The sequence below is a fragment of the Enterococcus sp. DIV1537a genome, from assembly GCF_051712085.1.
GTDB lineage: Bacteria > Bacillota > Bacilli > Lactobacillales > Enterococcaceae > Enterococcus > Enterococcus faecalis.
Genome location: NZ_JBIOOE010000001.1, coordinates 1,580,983 through 1,596,524 on the forward strand (window position 1 = coordinate 1,580,983; position 15,542 = coordinate 1,596,524).

Consider the following 15,542-nt stretch of genomic DNA (forward strand, 5'->3'; position numbering starts at 1 on the left):
TTCCTCCTCAATTAGCTGTTAGTAAACGTTGTAAAACTTCTTCATATACAGGAACTATTTCTCCTAATTCACGGCGATAAACATCTTTATCCAGATGTTCGTTTGTGTTTAAATCCCATAGACGACAGGTGTCTGGAGAAATTTCATCTGCCAGTAACAATTGATTGGCCTTCGTCCGACCAATCTCGATTTTAAAATCGATCAAACAAATATTGAGGCGTTGAAAGAGTTGACTAAGCGCCTGATTAATTTGTAAAGCCAATGCTTTAATCTCCACAATTTCAGCAGGAGTGGCTACTTTTAGAAATTGAATATGGTCTTCGTTAATAAAAGGATCATCCAGACGATCTTCTTTGTAATAAAATTCAATAATGGGCGTCACTAATTTAGTGCCCTCTTCAATCGCTAAACGCTTTGAAAAACTTCCTGCCGCATAATTACGTACGACAACTTCCAAAGGAATCATTTCTACGGCCTGAATTAATTGTTCGTGTTCAGATACTTTTTTGATAAAATGATTGGGAATCTTCTGTTGCTGTAAATGTTCAAAAATTAGACTAGTGATTTGATTATTTAAAGCGCCTTTTCCAAGAACTTTGTCTTTTTTTTGACCGTTTAAAGCTGTTGCTTGATCAAGATATTCCACAAAAAGAACCGCTGCATTTTCTGTTTGATACAACTTCTTCGCTTTTCCTGTATACACAAGTGCTTTCTTTTCCATTCTTTCCCTCTTCTCGTTGGCTTCATGAACCCTATTCTTTCTAACTCAGCTGATTTACATCAGTTAAAAACTTACATTAGTTATAAAAAAACAATAATCGTTCGTGTTTATCGAATATAAAAATAAAAAACTTGCTTGGAGCAAGCATTTATTAAGTTACGTTCCAAATACCAACAGTCTCAATTTCCTTTAACGTTTCTGATAAGCAAGGTGTTGTAATGGTGACGTGGCCCATCTTTCTGCCAACTTTTGATTCGGCTTTCCCATAGTAATGGACTTGCCAAGTGGGTTTTGACGTGCATAACTGGTAGCTTTTTTCTAAGTGTTCGCCTAAGAGATTCACCATAACCACTGATTGAAATAATTGGGGTAACCCAATGCCCCAATTGCTAATCCCTCGAATATGCGCATCAAATTGACTAAATGAGCAAGCTTCAATAGAGTAATGACCTGAGTTATGAGGCCGTGGCGCTAATTCATTGACGTACAACTCTTCTGAATCCGTTAAAAATAGTTCGATAGCTAAAACCCCAGATAAATTTAATTCCTCAGCAATGTGTTGCGCCAATTCCGCTGCTTTTTGTTGCACATTCTCAGAAATTCGAGCTGGCACAATTGATTCATGCAAGATATTCTTTCGATGAATGTTTTCAGATACAGGAAAGCTTTGGTAACCATGCTTATTCCCTGCAACGATGATTGAAAGTTCTTTAGTGAAAGGCACCCACTTTTCTAATTCACAAGTGGCGTTAGCTAATAATTTAGTCGCTTGGGAGAAATCCTCTTCGCATTTTAAGACGACTTGTCCTTTTCCATCGTATCCACCTTGAATAGTTTTTAAGACACATGGAAAACCAATCTTTTCTATTGCTTGTGGCAGCTCTTTCTGGCTTTTTACTTCCGCAAAAGGGGCAATCTTACAGCCAATCGATTGAAGAAACGTTTTTTCAAGCAATCGATTTTGAGTAATTTTTAACAATTCTGTTCCTTGTGGCAGCTTTTCTAGTGGAATGGCCTTTTCTAGGGAGGCCACTTCAATATTTTCAAATTCATAGGTGATCACATCGCATAACTCTGCTAGTTCAGTTAAAGCAGATGTCTGATCAAAGGCTGCCACAATTTGACGGTCAGCTACTTGACCAGCTGGACTATTGAGCGTTGGGTCCAACACAATCATTTGGAAACCCATTTTTTTACCACTCATGACTAGCATTCGCCCTAACTGTCCCCCACCTATAATGCCAATAGTTGCTCCGACTTTTAAAGGTTTATTCAAGTTGTTCCCCACTTTCCATAATCGCTTTTTCCAATGATTGTCGTCTTGCTTGGATTCTTTCTGCTAACTGTAAATCATCAATACTTAGTATTTCTGCAGCTAATAACCCAGCATTGGTAGCACCTGCTGAGCCAATCGCAGTTGTTGCTACAGGAACTCCCCCTGGCATCTGCACAATAGACAACAGTGAATCAATACCGTTTAATGTTCGTGTTTTAACTGGAACACCAATGACAGGTAAGGTTGTCTTTGCAGCTACCATCCCTGGTAAATGGGCCGCTCCACCAGCGCCAGCGATAATAACCTTCAATCCTTTCGTTCGTGATTCCTCTGCAAAACGAAACATCAAATCAGGGGTCCTATGTGCTGATATCACTCGTTTTTCATAAGGAATTTTCAACTCTTCCAACACAAGACAAGCAGCTTTCATCGTTGCCCAGTCTGAGGTACTTCCCATAATCACAGCGACTAATGGTTTCATGAATGTAATAACTCCTTCCACTTTTTTCACTGTTATTCTAACAATGAGAAAAAGAGATGTCAAAGAAAAACCGAAATATTATAGATTAAAATTATATAATGTTCGTGTTTATCAAAAAAGAGTCATCGGAAAGATGACTCTTTTTTTGATATTTTTAATGTTGTTTCCTCTTTAAGAAGAAACGTCGCCTGTATTAATAACTGGTTGTGTGCCCTTATCAGTAATGATTGAGACTAGTAAATTATTAATAAGTTGTACTTTTCGTTCATCGGTAAAATTAATTTCTTGCCCTTCTTCGATCTGTTCTAAGGCCATTTGTGTCATGCTTACCGCACCTTCAACAATTGTTTGTCGGGCCGCTAAGATTGCTTTTGCTTGCTGTCTTTGCAACATGGAGCTAGCAATTTCAGTTGCATAAGCTAAATGATTCAACCGTGTTTCGATAACCTCTACACCAGCCACTGCTAAGCGTTCTTGCAATTCTTTGGTTAACTCCTCGGAAATTTGTTCGGTATTTCCTCGCAGAGTTACATCATTATCTGAAAAAGTGTCATAAGGATATTGTGTTGCTACATGCCGGATTGCCGTTTCACTTTGAATTTCCACAAAGTCTTGATAATAATCGACATTAAATAACGCCTTAGCTGTATCGACTACCCGAAAAACGATGACCGCAGAGATTTCGATTGGATTCCCGTCAGAGTCATTGACTTTTAATAAAGAACTATTGAAATTCCGTACTTTCAAAGAAATGTTCATTTTTTGCGTAAATGGAATGGTAATAAACAACCCATTTTCTTTAATCGTACCTAAGTAGCGACCAAAAAATAAAATCGCTTTCGCCTGGTTGGGACTAACAATAGTCAAGGAACTTAAAAATAAAATAGCGCCAATTAACAAAATAATACCTAAAACAACAAGAAAACCATTGGTATGACTCGCTCCATAAATAAATAAACCAATTCCCGCAATTAAAATAACTAATAAGCTCGCTATTCCTACGTAGCCACTCATATAAAATGTTTTTTTCTCTTCCATCTGTTTCACTCTCCTAACTCATTTATCTGGTCCTTATTATACACCTCATTGCCTTCAATAGAGTAACTTTTAACATTAAATAAACTGATTTTTTCGGTGCTCTTGTAGTATACTGAGAACAAAGAAATCCCAAGAAAAGGAGTGATAGAATGCGCTATTTAAGCAAGGACATTTTAGAGGAAGTCATCACTCAACGCCCCTCCGACTCTTATAAAAGCAATTTTGGGCGTGTCGTATTAATCGGAGGAAACCGTCAATATGGCGGAGCCATCATCATGAGTACCGAAGCGTGTATCAATAGTGGCGCTGGTCTCACCACTGTGATTACTGATGTTAAAAACCACGGGCCTTTACATGCAAGATGCCCAGAAGCGATGGTCGTGGGCTTTGAAGAAACAGTCCTTCTGACGGACGTCGTAGAGCAAGCGGAGGTTATTTTAATTGGTCCAGGTTTAGGCTTAGATGCTACTGCACAACAAATATTAAAGATGGTACTCGCCCAACATCAAAAACAACAATGGTTAATTATCGATGGCTCAGCAATTACCCTGTTTAGCCAAGGCAATTTTTCCCTTACCTATCCTGAAAAAGTTGTTTTCACACCTCATCAAATGGAATGGCAACGTTTGAGTCACTTACCTATTGAGCAACAAACACTGGCAAATAACCAGCGCCAACAAGCAAAATTAGGTAGTACGATTGTTTTAAAAAGTCATCGCACCACAATTTTCCACGCAGGAGAACCTTTTCAAAATACAGGCGGCAACCCTGGGATGGCTACTGGCGGAACTGGGGATACCTTGGCTGGCATCATTGCTGGTTTTTTAGCTCAGTTTAAGCCGACAATTGAAACCATTGCTGGCGCCGTCTACTTACACAGTCTCATTGGTGATGATTTGGCCAAAACCGACTATGTTGTTTTACCAACGAAGATTAGTCAAGCCTTGCCGACATATATGAAAAAATATGCCCAGCCACACACTGCACCTGATTCTGAACTATTAGAACAGAAGCGTTCGAAATAAAACCCTAAAAGGCTAAATGGTGACAAATTTTGGGTTAAAAAGCAGGATTTAAGCCTGGGCCGAAAATCAAAAGCGATTTTCAGCCCAGGCTCTCTTTTTATTTTTCCTTATAAACATTTTTTAACGTTAATGGAGCGCCAAAGGTATGAAAATTCAAGCCTTTGACTTTATCATTTTGCAGGACTGTTTGTTCATTTTGGCTAAGTGGAATCATGCCAGCAGTCGTTTCAATCACTTCTTTTTCAGCTGCAATCAGTGTCGCCCATCTTTTTTCTGGCTCTAAGGCATAGGTTGTGGCTGCTTCATCTAATAATTTGTCATAGACAGGGTTCTGATAATTGCGATCATTGCCCTTGTATAAAGTCATCAGGGTAGAAATAGGATCTTGATAGTCTGGTGTCCAGTAAATTAAGAATAAATCATAATCACTTTCTCGCCCAAAGTTCAATGCAGCTTCGGTCGGCAATGCGGTTAGCTCTATTGTCAAACCAGGAAACAGTTCTTGTAGCGAGCCTTGCAAACTTTCACCAATTTTTTTGTAAGAACCATCATCTGTTACCATCAATTCAACGTTAACCTTTTCTCCTAATTCTGCTTGTGCTTTTTTCCAATAACTTTGCGCTTTTTCTTTGTTATAAACCATTAAATTACCTGCTTCTTGACGAAAATCGAGGCCTGTTGTGGGATTCGCCACAAAACCTTCCGTGATCGCACCATGTAGCGCTTTAGAACCATCTGCAATAATATTATTGACTAGATTTTCTTTATCTATGCCTAAAGCCAACGCTTTACGCAGGTTTTCGTTTGCAAGCGGCGTTGCTTGCCCTTTCCGTTTTTGATTTAAGCGCAAATAGTTCATTGTCGCTGTTGGATACGAATGATACAACGTATTATTTTTATTCTGTTGCGCCAGTTCACCACTTAGTGTAGCCACATCTAATTGTCCATCTTCAAAAAGATTCAATGCGGTAGATGTTTCTTTGATAACCGTATAATTGATAATGTTTGAGCGCACGTTCTGGTGATCCCAATAGCGATTATTTTTTGCTAGTTGCCAGTCCATCTTTGTTTGCTGCCAATCTTTTACCACGAACGGACCATTATAGACGACTTTATCACTAGCAGTTCCATAGTCCGCACCAAATTGTTCGACTACTTTTTGATTTTGCGGGAAAAATGTCGGAAAAGCTAACAAGGACGTAAAGTACGGTTTTGGCTCTTTGAGCGTCACTTTTAATGTATAATCATCCACAGCTGTGACACCTAGTTCATTGGGTGCTAATTTCCCAGCTGAGATTTCTGCACCATTTTGAATTGTTTCAACGATGAGGAAGCTATAAACAAAGCCGTTTTTAGGATCAATCATTTTTTTCCAAGCATATTCAAAATCATGTGCTGTGACAGGATCATCGTTACTCCAAACCGCTTCTTTTCTCAAAGAAATCGTGTAAGTTTTTCCATCTTCTGAAATCGTCGGCAATGCTTTCGCTACGGCTGGTACCAATTGGTCTTGTTCATCTAAACTATATAACCCTTCAAACGCTGCAGTTTGGACAATAGCATCTGGAAAATCCAATAATACAGAGGTGTTGAGCGTTGTTAGTTCTGAAGGTGACATCAGTTGAACGGCTTCTTTGGTATTTTTCTGTTTCTTTTTATTTTCATTTTTATTGGTACACCCAGCTAAAAATCCTACCAATAAAACACAAACTATTGTGATTTTTAAATACATTTTCATCTTCTTTCTCCTATAACTCTTCATTTTTTTATACTCTTACTTACAGAAAGACAGCTTCCCGTTTTATTCTGTTCTTTCCACAAGCATCCAGACAACGACCGCCGGCTCCAACCCATCATTATAATTAATGTGCCCCTCACCAGCTTCAATTAATTGGGCTTGTCCAGCTTTTCCAACTAAGTCTTGACCATCTTCTAAAATCGTATGTGCTTCGCCAGAAATCACATAAGAATATTCATCCTGTTCATGGCGAGCATATCCAGCTAAAGGCCGTTTTTCACCAGGCTGTAATGTAATAATGCCCATTTGAACTTGTGCATTTGGTTGGTTTTCTTTATCAAAAAAAATCGTCATTTCTTCTGATTCTGCTGATTTAATAAGCAATAGCTTTCCCTCCTTTTTTAAATCTTGTATCTTCCATTATTCCTTTAAATAGTATCAAAGTCAATCTTTTTATAGAAAATTCTGAATATTCTACACAAAAAAAGAGAGCATGAATTCTCTCTTTTTTATCTCTTTAAACTTTTACAATCCAGCCTTCTGGCGCTTCTTTGTCACCAAACTGTATGCCAACCAGTTCATCATATAGTTGCTTAGTCACTGGTCCAACTTCCGTTTCACTATAAAATACATGGAAATCTGTGCCGTTTTGAATCCCACCAATAGGAGAAATAATCGCCGCTGTGCCACAAGCACCCGCTTCGGAGAAGTCCGCTAATCGATCAATGTAAACGTCTCCTTCAAGCGCCGTCATCCCTAAACGTTCTTTTGCTAGCGTCAATAATGAATATTTAGTAATACTTGGTAAAATAGACGCTGATTTCGGCGTAATAAAAGTACCCTCTTTGGTTATACCAAAGAAATTAGCTGCACCAACTTCTTCAATTTTCGTATGCGTATACGGATCTAAATAAATACAATCACTAAATTCTTTCTCATGTGCTTCTGCACCTGGTAAAAGACTAGCTGCATAATTGCCCCCCACTTTAGCGGCCCCAGTTCCTCGACCCGCTGCTCGATCATATTCAGAAACGATAAAGTTAGTTGGTGCTAAACCATTTTTAAAATACGAACCAACCGGCACGCAAAAAATAGAAAAAATGTATTCTTTGGCAGGTGCTACGCCAATATTATCGCCGACACCAATCATATAAGGGCGAAGATACAACGTGCCGCCCGTTCCATATGGCGGTAAATAAGCAAGGTTGGCTTTCACCACTTCTTGGCATGCAGAAACAAAGGTTTCTACTGGCACTTGTGGCATCAGTAGACGCGCACAACTTTTTTGTAGCCGTTTGGCATTTTCATCAGGACGAAACAAATTGACAGAACCATCTGCACATTGATACGCTTTTAACCCTTCAAAACATTGTTGGCCATAATGTAAAGCAGGCGAACCTTCACTAATCGTTAACTGATTGTTATCCGTTAACGTGCCTTCTTCCCATTTGCCATCTCGCCAATAACTAATATAACGAAAGGGCGTTTTAATGTAAGAAAATCCTAAATTATTCCAATCAAGATTGGCTTTTTCCATTGTCGTAGCACCTCAATTATTTTGATTTATTATCTTAATTAGTGTAATTGTACCCATCAAAAACTAGAAAAGCAAGCCTTATTCTCATTCTTAACTTTTGTTATTTTTTCTTACTTGTCCCTATTTCCCTCGCAAAAAACCTTGATAACCGTTTCTTCAATTGCAACGGAATATCAAGGTTTCGAAAAATTATTCAGTATACTCTTTGGTTTCTTGTAACGTACCATCTTGCTTATAGATTTTCAGCTTTGTTTGCTTATTCCGAGCAATTTCTTGAGCTCGTTCAACCGCCTCTTGTTTGTGGGTAAATGTATTACTTGCTTTTTCAGCGTTGTCTGAAATCACCAACCATTGGTCGTCTTTATATTTAACGTTGACAGCCGCCGTTAATAATTTCCCAGCATGTTTATCCTGTTTATGCGAATCTTGTTTCGTGGGATTTGCTTCTTGTTCGAAGGCCTTTTTGTCTGCTGCACTTGCCTCTTGATACCATTTCTCCGCTTGACTAATCGCAATTGGAATGGCACGATCATCAGGGTAGCCATCCGCAAGCAACGCATTGCCAATATCTATCGCTTTTTTCCGAATCAAAGGTGCTAAATTTTTCATTGATGTAGGATAATCATTCATATTCCAAGGCATCAAAATCTCCTCCTTAAATTCTGTCTATTACTAGCTTACTACAGAAAAGGAACATTTGAAAAAGAAATGATTACTTTGAATACTTCCTGAACCTTCTTGAGAGAATAAACCTAATTTCCCGTTGGCCAAACTTCTCAATCTTTGAGTGTATGATTACTCATTTCCCTTTGAATCAGTTATGATAAAGGAAGAAATAAATAAATTTTTTGGAGGGATTTTCATGAAAATGTCTAAAGTACTCACCACTGTTTTGACGGCAACTGCTGCTCTTGTGCTGCTTAGTGCTTGTTCATCTGATAAAAAAACAGATAGTAGTTCTAGTAGCAAAGAAACAGCTAATTCAAGTACAGAAGTAGTCTCTGGTGCTTCAATTAGTGCCAAGCCTGAAGAGCTCGAAATGGCGTTAAGTGATAAAGGAAATTGGATTGTCGCAGCTACTGACAATGTCACTTTTGATAAAGAGGTAACAGTTGCTGGTACTTTCCATGATAAGGGGAAAGATTCCAACGATGTCTATCGCAAATTAGCGCTTTATTCTCAAGATGATAATAAAAAAGTAACTGCTGAATATGAAATCACGGTTCCTAAACTAATCGTTTCTTCTGAAAATTTCAACATCGTTCACGGGACTGTCAAAGGTGATATTGAGGTGAAAGCAAATGGCTTTACTTTAAATGGTACCAAAGTTAATGGCAATATTACTTTTGATAAACAAGAATACAAAGATTCTGCTGACTTAGAAAAAGATGGTGCCACTGTTACTGGTGAAGTCACCGTAGCCAATAATTAAGTTATTACCAGACAATTTTAACTAGTAAAAAACCAATGACAAATGTTCAATCAAATTTGTCATTGGTTTTAGTTTGTAAACACAGTGCCAGCATTGGTAGATAATTACAAAATGAACTCACTCTTTGCCATAAGCCTAAATAATTAAATGGTTTTACCTGTTGCAACTGTGGAATCCTTGCTAAGCCATATAAGCCGGCTGCAAGCATACATAAAATAAACAAAAAGCCAAAAAGGTTTTTATTTTTTTGCGAACCGTCTTTACTATAGATAATGGTTAAGACGCCCGATAATAACAAAAAGCCTGTATAACCGACTGCTGATCCTCCGTTATGAAGCGCGGCAGCAACTGTGCCAGCGCTTGAAGTGTTTACGCTGAAGAGACCACTGAAAATACAATCAAATAAACCATAAGCGCCAATCATTGCCACTACTAACCAAGCACCTTTTTTCGTTTTTCTGGAAAAAATAGCATAAATCCTAGGTAAACTTGCTAACATCAACATTCCCGCAATGATAGTTAACCGATTAAAGGTTTCCCTAACTGGACTATTCACATCACCTAATAAGCTAATTACTTCTGTCAATTGATTGTAACCTTGATCTTTGAATCCGACATAATAAGGTGTAAAAAAATCAAGTAAGACCCCTAAAACTAAAAAATAGCCGCCATATTTTTTTAAAAACTGCATCTATTCACCTCAATTTTGATTTTCTATTTACTTCAAGTATAGCATATCAAAAATTCCAAATAATGAAACTTTCTTTCTCACTAAAAAACTTTTCGTCAACGCGAGACGAAAAGTTTTACTTTAGGATTCAATAGAATCTACAATCTTATCATTTTCTTTTGATTCATTTAGCCACTCCGAGACAATAATTTTAATGATTGCAGCAACAGGAACTGCTAAAAACATCCCTAAGACGCCGAAGTACGCTCCCCCAATCGTGATTGAAACAATAATTAAAATCGGATTGACATTTAGGGCATCTCCCATAATTCGAGGACCAATAATATTGCCGTCAATTTGTTGTAAAATTAATAAAACTAGTAACACCGTAATGGCTTGAGTAACACCACCTGTGAAAAGCGTAATCACACCAGCAACAATTGACGCAAAAATCGAACCAAAATAAGGAATCATATTACAAATACCTAATAAAATCCCCAAAGTCACAGCAAATTTCACATTCAAAATACTTAACAAAATCGTTGATGAAACGCCAATTATACAAGCATCAAGAAATTGGCAACTGATAAATTTATAGAAAATTTTATTCGTTGTATTTAACCAGGTTTGTGTTTGCTTGTACACTTTTTCAGACAGCAATTTGTGGGCAGCCTTTTCAACAAATGTCAAAATAGATTGCTTAAATACCAGCGCATAGATTGAGATAATCAACGTTAAAAATGCATTTAAAAAGAATGAGGAAACATTTTTAGTCAACGTTCCTAATGAAAATAACGCTTGTGTCCATTGATTTAAAAAACGTTCTGGCGACAAATCTTTAAGGACACTATTTAAATATTTTTCAATCGCGGCTGTTTTTAAAATCCCTTTATCTTCTAAACTCATCACAAACTGAACCATGTGATCATAAAAAGTGGGTAAAGAGTTTGCTAAATCTACTAAATTACTAATGAGTAGCGGAACGATATAGTTTAATGTCAAGACAAAAATAAACAAAATAATTAGGTACAAAAGGAGTACGCTCAAGCCGTGTTTCGCTTTTTTTACAACTGGTAAAGGAACTCTTTCTAGTAATCCCTCGATTTTTTTCTGACTTCCACTCAATAAATAAGCAATCACAAACCCAGTAATGAATGGGGATAAGATGCCTAATAAACCCGAAACACTATGGACAAAGTGCTGATAATTCGTGATTAATAAATAGCCAACAATCAGCGCCATTACAAATAAAAAGCGGACAACCCAGTAATTCCAATCAACATTGTATTTCTTCAATCACTTCACCTCTAAATAAATTATGCCTATCATTGTAATTGTAAACGATTTGTGGCAAAAGGCAAGTTTGTCCATTCGTTCTTGATGAAATACACAAAGAAGCCTGACACTTTAAAAAATGTGTCTGTTTATTCTGCAGTATAAAAATGAGGCACTAGACCTTGCTTCTTTTCATAAAAGAAGCAACTTGGGCTACAAATACGTTTAACTTGTAGACCAAGTTGCTTAGATAGACTAAATTTATTTTTTCGATTCCACTGTGACCGTAAAGTTATCCATAATGAAATCTTTATCGGCACCTGTTGTAAAAATACCAAACGTAGTGTTTCCTGAAGCATCCCCAATTATTTCTGCTTCATAATGCTTGGTTTGACCATCTGCTGCTGTCGAAGTCAACTCACCGACTGGCTTAAAGTCATTGCTATTTTTCAACTCCCCATTAATGGTCCCAGCAGTAAAGACATTTTCACCATCAGTTTGATAATCAAATTGGACCGTATATTTCTTGTTCGGTTCAAATTTAATATTTTGCGGAATTGTTTGAAGCATCAAACCTGCTCCTTGTTTATGGGCTTTCAAGGACCAGTTGCCTTCTAATACATCTGAAACAAGGTTTCCATTCCAACCATATTGTGTGTAAGGTTCATTTCTTTCTGATAAATGAATCCGTGGATCTTCTACACCACCAGCTGAGCCTTTAACAAACGGATATAACCCAACTGCTTGTGTGTCTTCAAAATCTTGCTTAATAACTGTTTGTTTGTCTAGGTTCATGATATCCGTTTGACGCTCAACAATTCGTAAATCATCAAATTTTGTAACGGAATTACCTTTATCAACCGCTAATGTCACCGAGCCTTTTTTGGCATTATCTGGGATTTCAAAATCAATTCGCATATTTTGCATATACTGCGGATTTTTCCTGCTTGTATGGTTAATATCTGCCTGAATGTAGTTTTGGGCAACCGAATTATTCACTGTCCGCGTATATTTTTTACCACCAATTTTAACAGTTACTGTGGCTTTACGATCATGTGTTTCTGTGTTTAGATACAAACTATATTTTCCTGGTTTAGGAAGATTGATGTCTTGTTTGATTTCGGTTCTTTCTTTTTCTGAACTAAAGACATAATCACCGTTAGCATCTTTTTTAACCTCTCCATCACCTCGGAAAACTTTCCAGTTATTTTTTAAGGTATTGGCTTCATTAAATCCAGGATCTTTAAATGGTGTTCCTGTTCCGAATGTCATCGGTTCAATACTGTCAGGTTCAGCAATGACATACGGTGTATTAGCCTCGGCTTGGATGGTCACTTGGTTATTTGTAGTGGCAATTGCGCCTTTGTCAATACGCCCTTGATCTGTTAATTCATATAAATGTAAATTCGTTTTTCCTTGCATTTTCTTATCCAATGACCAAGTGCTGGTACCGCCTTTTGGATTCCAGTGATATAGTTTGTCTTGACCATTGACATTCCAAGGCAGTAGATACGCATCACCTTTTAGAACTTCTGTCTCATTTAACGTAATGCTTCTTGGCGAATTAGCATCTGCTTGAGTAACGGTCACTTTTTCAGCACCGTTCGCTAATTTAATCGTGCCATAGATTTGACCATCTTCTGCTGTTGTAGTTTCCCAGTTCGTAATTTGGTAATGCTGTAAGAACTTAGTTGGGACATTAATGGCAAAAGTTTTTTGGCGATAGGTATTAAAATTGGTTTTACCCACCCAACCTTCATAGGCTTCAAATTCAGCTCCACCTAATAAAGGGTTGTCGGAAATAATCCAAGTGTCTTTTTGATGATTCCGAATAAAACGAACGATTGTACTGTTAAAGCCTTTCGTTGTTGTACCGCCGTAATCTTTTTCTGCAGACCAATGGTTCCAAACCGAGTCATACTCTAAAGCATTCGGAAATTCATTGGTTGTAAACCAACCGAGTGAATTAATTTCTTTACTTAGTTGACGACTTGCCCAACCTGATTCGCCTTGGTTGCCCCAAACATCAACATAAATATAATCTAGATTCGGTGCTTTTTGTTTTAATTCTTTAAAGCGCTCATAGCGACGACCACTCAATGCATCGGGTCTTTGTTTAATAAAATAAGACGGATCTAACCAATCCCAGCCACGCTTCGTTGGATCAACTAATTCCTCATTAAATCCTTTTGCTTCTGGGTAAGACTCGGTGTCATTAATATGCACACCGAAAACGGCATTTAATTTATGGCCTTCGTCAATTAATTGATTCAACGCTTGTTCCCCGCCAGGTCGCTGACCAATAGCACCGTAATCTGGATGCGCAGAATCATGTCCTTCATTTTGATACCCTTTTAGTAAATTCATTTGTCCTAATCCATCTGTTAAATTGTAAATGCGTTTTGATTCGTCTAACGTCACTAAGAATGGATTTGTCGCCTGACTAGCAAAGTTAAAAGGAATCCGTTGGTTGACTAATTCAGGGACTTTTTCCGCACCCATTGGGTTATTCATAATTGAACGGAACCCAATTGCCGCATCTTGCCAATCCACCCGATTGTCGTCGTTGCTATCTTTTGAGAATTTAACTTTCACTTCTGGCCTTTCTCCAGTTGTGTAATCTTCCGGTGCATCAAATGGCCGATAGGTCCATGCCCCACTTGACAAGGTTGTTACAAAACCAGTCGCCGCTTCTTTTGTTTGTTTATGGATTCGATTGTTATCACTACCATCGACAGAGCCGTCTCCATAGGCGTTCGTCCAAAAACTTGCAGCATAATTCGCCGTATTTAAGAAACCATACATATATTTTTTCGTTTCTTCTTGGCTTGTTGTAGTTAAATCTTGGATAGTATCACCATTTTTATTTCCGTTATTTGCATTTGTCCCAGTATTCATCACAACGCCAGCAAAAGTCGCCCCTTCATCTGTACTATTGACAGAAATCAAGCCTTGATTTGGAATTGAAATTGTGTGTATTTTGGTTCCTTCTTCACGAATATCTGAGAGTTTCATAGCTAATTCTTGGCCTTCGGAAACAGTCAATGTCGTTGTGAAACGCAAACCAATTTCTGGGACAGCTACGTTATAAACGGCTTGATTTGCTTCACTCTTTTGTTTTTCAGCAGTTGCTTTATATGCTTTGCCATCAGTCATTACTTGGTCAATTTTCTCGTGTTGGCCATTAAAAATCACTTGATTACTCTGAGGGTCTTCGTAGCGAATAATTCGTGGAAATTGTGGATCAACCACGGCTGTTAAATCTGCAGAAGAGATTTTGTCGCCTTTTTCAGCTTCATTGTCTTTAGCAACAACAACGCTGGCTTTTGCTTTGATATTTGTATTTTCCAAAGTACCGTCGACTTCAAAAGTTCCTGGTTCTTTGTATGCATCAGGATCGATTTCATCCCAACGGACTGCTTCATTGGCTTCTTTACCAGTATTATAGGTCACTTTTACTTGTTTCGGTAATTTTGGTGCGACACCAATTTTTGTAAAAACTTTGACTGGCGCAATTTGTGTCACTTCTGGCACAATTTCCGGAATGCTATCTACGGGGCCATTTTTAAAATAGTCATAACTGACAATTTTTTTGTCGTACCACAAACGGACACCCACATGTCCGGCTTCTGTTGGAATTTTGTCTCCATTGGCTAAAACAGGTTCTCCTTCGTAAATCAACGTGGTGTTAAGCCAGATAGTAATTTTTTCACCAACATAACGTACTTTCAACAAATAATTCGTATCTTCATTTAACGTTGGTCCAGAAATCGAATCATTCCACGAATTAGGACTTTCAACTAACCATTTGCCATTCGCGTTGTAGCCTACAAAAACCCAGCTATCTTTGGTATTACCACGAATAATCACACCCGTTCGACCGCTTCCAGCAGTGTATTTAAACTTTGTTTCTACTTCACCATCAGCTAATTTAGGGGAATCTAAATTTAAAGATACGGCATTATTACCTGCTGCTGCATCTCGTGAAATCGCCAATGACTCTCCTGCTAATTCTCGATTTGTTTTACCAATCACATCTTGCCACTCACCAATTTTCCCTCCTGGAAAATCAGATTGCCACAATTTTTCTTCTGTTGCGGCAGGTTCCACCATTGATGAGCTTGTTTCAGTGCTGCTGTTTGTTGTTTCTTCTGCAGACGTACTTAATGGTACTAAAATCGTTGCGCTTGCCAATAGTGTCAATGTACTAAATCGTTTTATTTTTCCATGTTTCATCTGATAAATCAGCCCCCTAACATTTTTGAACACGCTTTCATTACTAACAATTAAAGGGGCGTTCCAAAAATAAATTCTTTTATTTTTGGAACGTCCATCTCTAAATCATTCTC

The 15,542-nt window shown here is 37.9% G+C and carries 13 protein-coding genes; 2 read left to right on the forward strand and 11 right to left on the reverse strand.

Features of this window, described 5'->3' with window-relative positions; all coding sequences use genetic code 11:
- Positions 1 to 7 precede the first annotated feature (7 nt).
- From purC to IGJ41_RS07900, 4 genes are all read right to left on the reverse strand, one after another.
- Positions 8 to 721 (reverse strand): phosphoribosylaminoimidazolesuccinocarboxamide synthase, encoded by a 714-nt coding sequence (purC, locus tag IGJ41_RS07885; protein ID WP_002357270.1) that lies wholly within the window; start codon positions 719 to 721, stop codon positions 8 to 10.
- Positions 722 to 872: 151 nt separating this feature from the next.
- Positions 873 to 1,997 (reverse strand): 5-(carboxyamino)imidazole ribonucleotide synthase, encoded by a 1,125-nt coding sequence (purK, locus tag IGJ41_RS07890; protein ID WP_438714196.1) that lies wholly within the window; start codon positions 1,995 to 1,997, stop codon positions 873 to 875.
- Positions 1,990 to 2,478, reverse strand: a complete 489-nt coding sequence (gene purE / locus IGJ41_RS07895; protein WP_202524596.1) for a 5-(carboxyamino)imidazole ribonucleotide mutase — start codon at positions 2,476 to 2,478, stop codon at positions 1,990 to 1,992. Before purE ends, purK begins: the two co-directional genes overlap by 8 nt.
- A gap of 171 nt (positions 2,479 to 2,649) precedes the next feature.
- Entirely contained in the window at positions 2,650 to 3,516 is an 867-nt protein-coding gene (locus IGJ41_RS07900) for an SPFH domain-containing protein (RefSeq protein ID WP_002377219.1), read from the reverse strand.
- A gap of 149 nt (positions 3,517 to 3,665) precedes the next feature.
- On the opposite strand from IGJ41_RS07900, the gene IGJ41_RS07905 reads away from it, so the two are divergent.
- Entirely contained in the window at positions 3,666 to 4,541 is an 876-nt protein-coding gene (locus IGJ41_RS07905) for an NAD(P)H-hydrate dehydratase (protein WP_202524597.1), read from the forward strand.
- A gap of 97 nt (positions 4,542 to 4,638) precedes the next feature.
- On the opposite strand, the gene IGJ41_RS07910 is transcribed toward IGJ41_RS07905, so the two are convergent.
- The 4 genes from IGJ41_RS07910 to IGJ41_RS07925 form a co-directional block, all read right to left on the reverse strand.
- The gene (locus IGJ41_RS07910) at positions 4,639 to 6,279 is read right to left on the reverse strand and encodes a peptide ABC transporter substrate-binding protein (protein WP_104855523.1); all 1,641 of its coding nucleotides are present in this window, start codon (positions 6,277 to 6,279) and stop codon (positions 4,639 to 4,641) included.
- Between the two features lie 63 nt (positions 6,280 to 6,342).
- Positions 6,343 to 6,663, reverse strand: coding sequence for a cupin domain-containing protein (locus IGJ41_RS07915; protein ID WP_002357264.1), 321 nt, complete (start codon positions 6,661 to 6,663; stop codon positions 6,343 to 6,345).
- A 133-nt stretch (positions 6,664 to 6,796) separates the two neighbouring features.
- A complete protein-coding gene (locus IGJ41_RS07920) occupies positions 6,797 to 7,816 on the reverse strand; it encodes a branched-chain amino acid aminotransferase (RefSeq protein ID WP_010707490.1) in 1,020 nt (339 codons plus the stop codon).
- 189 nt (positions 7,817 to 8,005) lie between these two features.
- On the reverse strand, positions 8,006 to 8,458 hold the full coding sequence (locus tag IGJ41_RS07925) for a DUF2188 domain-containing protein (RefSeq protein ID WP_153853962.1): 453 nt from the start codon (positions 8,456 to 8,458) through the stop codon (positions 8,006 to 8,008).
- Between the two features lie 178 nt (positions 8,459 to 8,636).
- On the opposite strand from IGJ41_RS07925, the gene IGJ41_RS07930 reads away from it, so the two are divergent.
- Entirely contained in the window at positions 8,637 to 9,248 is a 612-nt protein-coding gene (locus tag IGJ41_RS07930) for a lipoprotein (protein ID WP_002382413.1), read from the forward strand.
- Between the two features lie 46 nt (positions 9,249 to 9,294).
- Here the strand turns inward: IGJ41_RS07930 and IGJ41_RS07935 are convergent, their stop codons facing one another.
- The 3 genes from IGJ41_RS07935 to IGJ41_RS07945 form a co-directional block, all read right to left on the reverse strand.
- The gene (locus IGJ41_RS07935; protein WP_010825302.1) at positions 9,295 to 9,939 is read right to left on the reverse strand and encodes a DUF998 domain-containing protein; all 645 of its coding nucleotides are present in this window, start codon (positions 9,937 to 9,939) and stop codon (positions 9,295 to 9,297) included.
- Positions 9,940 to 10,059: 120 nt separating this feature from the next.
- A complete protein-coding gene (locus IGJ41_RS07940; RefSeq protein ID WP_002386882.1) occupies positions 10,060 to 11,214 on the reverse strand; it encodes an AI-2E family transporter in 1,155 nt (384 codons plus the stop codon).
- Between the two features lie 240 nt (positions 11,215 to 11,454).
- Entirely contained in the window at positions 11,455 to 15,429 is a 3,975-nt protein-coding gene (locus IGJ41_RS07945; protein WP_173963767.1) for an endo-alpha-N-acetylgalactosaminidase family protein, read from the reverse strand.
- Positions 15,430 to 15,542 lie beyond the last annotated feature (113 nt).